The 7,665-nt window shown below is 43.5% G+C and carries 5 protein-coding genes; 1 reads left to right on the top strand and 4 read right to left on the bottom strand.

Annotated features, from left to right (window positions below; genetic code table 11):
* Nucleotides 1–146: 146 nt before the first annotated feature.
* The gene (pgmB, locus tag WB217_RS14795) at nt 147–815 is read right to left on the bottom strand and encodes a beta-phosphoglucomutase (protein WP_423994007.1); all 669 of its coding nucleotides are present in this window, start codon (nt 813–815) and stop codon (nt 147–149) included.
* Nucleotides 816–896: 81 nt separating this feature from the next.
* Nucleotides 897–3,188: a glycoside hydrolase family 65 protein gene (locus tag WB217_RS14790; protein WP_423994006.1), complete on the bottom strand. Its 2,292-nt coding sequence runs from the start codon at nt 3,186–3,188 to the stop codon at nt 897–899.
* A gap of 285 nt (nt 3,189–3,473) precedes the next feature.
* Here WB217_RS14790 and WB217_RS14785 point away from each other — a divergent pair, with 285 nt between their 5' ends.
* The gene (locus WB217_RS14785) at nt 3,474–3,842 is read left to right on the top strand and encodes a cytochrome-c oxidase (RefSeq protein WP_423994005.1); all 369 of its coding nucleotides are present in this window, start codon (nt 3,474–3,476) and stop codon (nt 3,840–3,842) included.
* Nucleotides 3,843–3,890: 48 nt separating this feature from the next.
* On the opposite strand, the gene WB217_RS14780 is transcribed toward WB217_RS14785, so the two are convergent.
* Both WB217_RS14780 and WB217_RS14775 read right to left on the bottom strand, forming a co-directional pair.
* A complete protein-coding gene (locus tag WB217_RS14780; protein WP_423994004.1) occupies nt 3,891–5,096 on the bottom strand; it encodes an MFS transporter in 1,206 nt (401 codons plus the stop codon).
* 395 nt (nt 5,097–5,491) lie between these two features.
* A partial coding sequence (locus tag WB217_RS14775; protein ID WP_423994003.1) for a sensor histidine kinase occupies nt 5,492–7,665 on the bottom strand: 2,174 nt, incomplete at its 5' end.

Here is a 7,665-nt window from a genome sequence, read left to right as displayed (position 1 = left end):
TGAAACGGAAAGTGACGCGGATCGTCTTGAATGTCGACGAATCGGCAGCCTTTTACTCGCAGGTAAAAAAAGCATTAGAAAGTGATGACTCCATCTAGAATCATCTCTGCAAAAAACCCGGCCTATCCAGACCGGGTTTCGTTGTTTTATGCGTTATATACTTCTACAATCTTCTCAAATGATAGCTCAGCAGTGCTGTCATATACAAGGTCAGCGTTCTCGAAGCTTTCCTTTGGTCCAACTGCGACTGCGTACATGCCAGCGGCTTTGATCGCTTGCACGCCTGCTGCTGCGTCCTCGACACCGATGCATGCTTCCGGCTCCACGCCAAGCATCTCGGCAGCTCGAAGGAATACCTCTGGATGAGGCTTGCCGTTCACAACTGTCTTGGCGTCAACGATGATATCAAACTCCGGCTTCATTCCTAGTGACTCCATGACTGTGAAGGCATTCTTGCTCGCTGATGCAAGGCCAAGCTTCAGCCCGTTTTCCTTAATATCTGTAATCAATTCCTTGATTGCTGGTAAAAGGTCTGTTGAAGTGATGTTCTGGATCAGTGTTAAGTAGTGATCGTTTTTCTTGTCAGCAAGAGCATCTTTTTCTTCAGCGGAAAAATCATTTTCCCTGCCACCAATAGCGAGGATTTTTTCAAGAGAATCCATACGGGAAACGCCCTTTAGCTCCTCATTGTCCTCACGGGTAAATGTGATGCCCAAATCCTCTGCAAGTGCCTTCCACGCTAAAAAGTGATACTCTGCCGTATCTGTGATAACACCATCAAGGTCAAAAATAAATGCTTTAAGTAGTCGTGTCATGGTTAAAACTCCTTTTCTATCACGAATCAAGATTCCATATAGGGAGAGATCCTCAGGCAATCCCGAAGATCTCTCTTATGGTTATTTCAATTTAACAGAAAGCTCGCCATTTGCAGGGATCGTAACTTTCTCGCCATAAAGGTTCATAGCAAGCTCTGGACCTTGCTGGGAAAGAACGACGTTTTCCTGGTTCACTTCCACTTTTACATAGTGATCGCGGAAGATGATATTGAAGCTGTATTGGTTCCAGGCCTTCGGAATGAACGGAGCGAATGACAATGTGCCATCAGCTGTGCGCATGCCTGCAAAGCCCTGAACAATCCCAAGCCATGCACCTGTCATGCTTGTGATATGCAAGCCATCTTCAGTGTCATTGTTGTAGTTATCAAGGTCAAGGCGCGCCGTGCGGTTATACATTTCATACGCCTTTTCTTCCATGCCAAGCTCTGCAGCAAGAACTGCGTGGATACTTGGAGACAATGAAGATTCATGGACTGTCATCGGCTCATAGAATTCAAAGTTGCGGCGCTTCTCGTCTTCCGTGAACTCGTGATTGAAAAAATACAAGCCCTGAAGGACATCCGCCTGCTTGATGAAGCAGCTGCGAAGGATCTTATCCCAAGACCAGTTCTGGTTGATTGGGCGATCTTCAGCTGACAATTTATCAACCGTCTTCAAATCTTTATCAAGGAATGTATCGTGCTGGACGAATACCCCTCTTTCTTCATCGTACGGGAAGTACATTCTGTCGATGATATCCTGCCACTTTGCAAGCTCTTCATCTGAGAATCCAAGTCCAGCTAGACGGTCCTCATGGCCATTTTGCTTCATGAAATCAATGACTTCAAGAGTATAGCGCAGTGTCCAGACAGCGATACGATTTGTGTACCAGTTGTTGTTGACGTTATTTTCATATTCATTCGGGCCTGTAACCCCATGCATCATATAAACATTTTTGAACTTGTTGAAGTGGACGCGGTCAGCCCAGAAGCGGGAGATACCAGCGAGCACATCAATACCATATTCATGAAGATAGTTTTTATCTCCAGTGTAATTTACGTAATTATAGATCGCATAGGCAATCGCGCCGTTACGGTGGATCTCTTCAAACGTGATTTCCCACTCATTGTGGCACTCAACGCCTGTAAAAGTAACCATCGGATAAAGCGCGCCCTGCAGTCCCTGCTGCTTCGCATTGTGGTATGCGCCATCAAGCTGGTTGTGGCGGTAGATGAGCAGGTTGCGTGCAACCTCTGACTCTGCAGTGGAAAGGTAAAGAGGGATCGCATATGCTTCAGTATCCCAGTAAGTCGCTCCGCCGTACTTTTCGCCTGTGAAGCCTTTTGGTCCAATATTTAAGCGGGAATCTTCCCCATAATAAGTCGAGAATAGCTGGAACAGATTGAAGCGGATTCCCTGCTGTGCTTCGTCATCACCTGAAATTTCCACATCTGCGATTTCCCAGCGGCTCAGCCAGCCATTTTTGTGCTCTTCCAATAGCTGTTCAAAGCCCTTTTCGACAGCACGATCAAGTACTTCACGGCCTTTAGATATAAGCTCGCCCGCTCCGTAATCACGGTCAGTTGTAACAGCGACATACTTGTAAAGGGTTACAGTTTGTCCCTGCTCAGCTTTTACTTCAATAATATTTTCTACGTATTCATCCTTTTCGTTCACTTCCACTTTTGCCGCGTCAACATTGACAACCGTTTGCATAGTTGTCGCTACCTGGAAAGTTGGCGTGCCGAATGGATTGTCTATCGTCTTCATCACAAGGCTGCCAGTGTATTCTGACGCATCCCTGCTCACTTCATACCAGAAATCTTCATCATAGTTAGAATCTTCATTGCGGACGTCCCCATCCAAATACGGAATAAAGGTAACGTTTCCATTATAGTTTTTAGCAGTAACGGAATAAGAAATTGCAGCTAGTTCACGGTCAGCTACTGATAGGAAACGTACCGCTTCCACTTCAGTTTCCTTGCCATCCTGAACAATAGTGAACTTCCTGGTCAGCACACCATGCTGCATATCAAGTTCACGGTAATATTCCTTCACTTCTGCCTTATGAAGGTCAAGTTCTTCTCCATCAACCAATACTTTTACGCCGATAAAATTGGTAGAGTTGATGACCTTACCGAAGTAATGAGGATAACCATTTTTCCACCAGCCTACGCGAGTCTTGTCAGGGAACCAAACACCTGCGATATATGAGCCGCGGTGGAAGTCACCAGTATATGTTTCTTCAAAATTTCCGCGCATGCCCATATGGCCATTACCCAGGCTCATGATGCTTTCAGCAAGTCGGAAATCCTCTGTATGTAATTCAGTTTCAATGATTTTCCAGCTATCGATTTCAAATAATCTTTTCATAGCTTATATCTCCCTTTAAGAAGTTGTACAAACGTTTGCACTATTATATCATGAATTTCCTAAAAAATGATAAAACGATTCGTGTTAATTTTGTGTCAGACAAAACTAATTATTATTTCACTATTAGAATCTGTGAGGTTTGTCCCATGACTTTATTAAAAGTAAACATTCAAGATAGTGAAAATTTTTATACTAAGGGCTAATCCTATTTTTATGGTAAATTTGTTATATTTTATTAAAAGTCTTATATAATCTAAAAGAACTATAAAGAAAGGAGGTAATCCTATGAGTGCAAGATTTTTTAAAGTTGCGGCGGTCTATTTTGTTATTGCAATTATTCTAGGAATCATTATGGGGATCAGGCACGATTTTTCCCTTTCATCGGTGCATGCTCACTTGAATCTGCTTGGCTGGGTGTCCATGGCCTTATTCGGGACTATTTATTATCTATATCCTGCTGCGGGAAGCAGCAAGCTGGCAAAGATCCACTTTTGGCTTCATAACATTGGTGTACCGGTCATGCAGGGCGGTATAACCCTTGTCATGCTGACGGAAAATGGTGTCTTCACAGCCTTTGCGATTATTGGTTCTCTTATCGTCGTACTTGGCGGAATATTATTTGCAGTAAATGTATTTAAGCATGTAAAAGCATAATTTTTGCTATTAAAAAAGTTCGCCTGGTTTCAGGCGAACTTTTTTGATTTAAGCGAGTTCCGTTTGTTTCGTTTCAGTGCCCCATAACCAGACCGCTGCCGCTCCAATAAGGATGGAGATACAGAAGATCGTGAAAATAATGTTGATTGAAAAACCTTGAGCTGATAAATATGGAACCGTTAAAGGCCCAAGAATTCCGCCTATACGGCCGAAAGAAGCAGCCATCCCTGCTCCTGATCCGCGGATAGTGGTTGGGTACTGTTCTGGTGTATAGGCATACAACGCGCCCCACGCTCCAAGGTTAAAGAATGACAAAAGGATTCCAGCTGTAATCAACAGGGCAAGCGAATCTGCTGTACCGAAGAAATAAGCGCTGAGTGCTGTTCCAATCAGATAAGCTACCAGCACGAATTTCCTGCCTGCTTTTTCAATTAGCCATGCCGCTGTAAAATAGCCTGGAAGCTGGGCAAGCGTCATTATTAATACATATTGAAAGCTCTTGATCAATGTGAAGCCCTTCATGACCATCACGCTTGGCAGCCAGAGAAACATTCCATAATAAGAAAATACAACGCTGAACCATAGAATCCAAAGCATCGCCGTTTTTTTGACATGTTCTTTTGACCATACTTCTGCAATACTCTCCATGATGGTCAGCCTTTCCTTCTTTTCAACCGCCAGGAATCGCGGTGAGTCCGGAAGGTTCATACGAAGATACAGCGCATAAAGTGCAGGCAATGCACTTAAAATTAAGGCCATCTGCCAGCCAAACTTCGGGATGATAAAGTAGGAAATCAGCGCTGCAACAAGCCAGCCTCCTGCCCAAAAACTCTCCAGCAGGACAACGACCCGGCCTCGCTTTTCAGCAGGCACGCTTTCCGACACCAATGTTGATGCCACCGGCAGTTCTCCCCCGAGGCCCATCCCAATAAAAAACCGCATCAGCAAAAAGAAAGACAAAGTCGTGGCCATAGCCGAAATGCCGCTGCCGACAGAGAATAGCAATAACGTTATAATAAAGACATTTTTCCGCCCAATCCTGTCAGCAAGCAAGCCGAAAACTAGAGCGCCGACTGCCATCCCAATTGAATTCACACTGCCGATCCAGCCCATTTGCTGGACAGACAAATCCCAGTCCACCTTCAGTGCCGCAATGATAAAAGACAAAATCCCAACATCCATTGCATCAAACATCCAGCCCAGACCAGCAATTCCAAGAAGCCTTTTCTCTGAAATTTCCTGAGTTTTTTTCATATAGCCCTCCTGCTCCATTGCAACGATATAAGTAGTTTCCCTTAATTTGATAATTTTAACATTTTATTTCTTTTACTCTTCTATATTAGCACGTGTCTTTACAGTAGTCATGATAAAGTTTTTCGGTTTAAGATCTTCTATTTAAAATTGGAAATTATCGATGATTATTTCCAGTTCGCCAGAATAATTTCATTTTCGCCAGATCATGTGGCATTTTCGCCAAAATAACTTAATTTTCGCCAGAATAATTGTGAACTTCGCCAAAATTTTTTCAGGTGGAGTAAATTTCACTTTAAATTTCAATAAAAATTGATATCATGATCACTGATTTATCTTACCAATTACCTTTTCAAAACAAAAAACCCCCTTGCAAACGCTGCAAGGGGATCATAAAATCAACTTATTTTATCCAAAATGACGGTTACCTTGAACAAATCACCATCGACTTCTATATCAAGGGTGCCTTCGTGCAGATCCACTATCGATTTCGCAATCGCGAGCCCGAGACCTGAGCCTTCTGTATGGCGAGACTGGTCGCCTCGCTTGAATCGCTCGAACAACTCATTCAAATCTTCACCAAGCTCGTATTTCGTCACATTTTTAAAAGTAAGCACAGCCTGATCCTGCTCGGCTTTTACCGAAATATAGACTCTTGAATTCTCAAGAGAATACTTAAGAATGTTGCCGATCAGGTTATCAAACACCCGCCATAGCTTCTGGCCATCGACAAACGCATAAACTGGATGGTCAGGCTGAGATACGCGCAGCTGGAGTGATGATTGGCTTAAAGCTTCATTGTGTTCCGCAAGAGCCTGCTGCAGGAGCTGGATGAGGTCGACCTTTTCCTTGCGCAGTTCGATGTTGCCGCTCGCCATTTTTGTCGCTTCGAACAAATCATCAATCAAAACCTTCAACCGCTTCGATTTCCGGTCAAGGATTTCAATATAAGATTCGCGATCCTCTGGCGCTAAGTCAGGCGTTTTCAAAAGCTCCGTATAGGTGATGATCGAAGTCAGCGGCGTCCTTAAGTCATGGCTTACATTTGTGATCAGCTCCGTTTTCAGACGCTCGCTCTTTGCCTGCTCCTTATAGGAGACCTTCACTGAATGACGCAATAAATTAATATCTGCAGCATGTTTGGCAAAAGCCGATTTGCCTTTTACCGGGATGTCGCTGCCCATTTTCCCAGTAGCAAGCTCCTCTGTATTCAGTAGAATCTTATTGAAATAGCCCGCCTTTTTCATAATGATAATGAGAAGCGGAAGTCCAATCACAATAAATGCAAGACCAAAAATGACAATGAATCCTGGTTCAACAAAGACGGCAGCTGCAAGCATGCCCAATCCAAAAACAAATCCCAGCAGCACGATCAACTGGATACCGATACTCCTGACCAGAAATGCATCCAAAATCGCTTTATAAGCCTTTAACACAAGGCTATTCTGTAAATCGTCCTTAAGCTGCTGCCCATCATTGCGATATTCAGCAAGATATTTCAGCTGCATCAAGCCAAATGCAAGCAATGCGGCTGCAGCTGCCATGCTGATCAATAGTTCAATCAGCGAAGAGAAGATATCGGAATTGTAATATACAAACTGCTCGCTGATCAGAGTCAAGGAAAGCAGGAAGAAACCACCTGTCACAAGCATGATGCCCAATCTTACATCAAGCGGAATTTTCGCGTAAATTGGCTTGAAATTTTCAAAGTTTCCAAAAACAATAGCTGGTTTGCGCCTTGCGATAACATAAGCAGCAATCAGCGCACCGATGCTGACAATCATATATCCAATGAAAAGCATCTGGCGTTTTTGGAAATAACGATAATCTCCGATTGCCTGAAGCGATGCTGGAGCATTTCTAGATAGCCCGATCTTCCCTGTAAAATTACTATTTTGTTTTGTCAGGATCGCCTCCGCAACCTCATTGTAAGGCATGAAGTCCTCGTGAAATCCTGTATATCCGTAAAAATCCTGAATGTCACCGTAATCCTGGACGAAGTACATTTCTTTGTTATTTATGAATTCAGAAACGGAATCACCATCCTTAAGATTAAGGTTCGTAAATACCTCTCCCGTTTCAGCGTCTTCCATATAATACTTGTACGCACGCCCTAAGTTTACAAATTGCCGGCGATACTTCTCCAGCTCCTGATAAAATTCATCTACACGTTTCTCTTTTTCCTTAACAATTTTGGCCCGTACGTGTTCATCACTGTTGAAGTTTTCAGTTATGTCAGCAACTTTTGTATCCCGTTCTTTCGTCAGGGCATCGACAACGGCCTTATTTCCGCTGTCCTTTGCGTCTTGGATCTGCTGTTCATACTGCATTCCGATATTGGAGATCTGTTCGCCCAGATTGCCGTACCGCATGCGATGCTCTTCTATCTCTTCATTCGAAACGGTGATTTCCTTCTTCATGTCCTCTTTCGTCATGCTATTTAACTCAAAGACTTGCAATAAGCTGACAAATCGATTCATCTGATAGCCGTATTCTTCTGATTCAAAGTAATCCCCTTGCAAAAACTGGCTGCCATTCGTAAAGGCAGAAAACAATCCGCTAAGCCCAAATG

The organism is Mesobacillus sp., from assembly GCF_049588175.1.
Classification (GTDB): Bacteria; Bacillota; Bacilli; order Bacillales; family Cytobacillaceae; genus Mesobacillus.
Note: the sequence above shows the minus strand (reverse complement) of the source record. Positions and strands in the feature narration are given on the sequence as shown.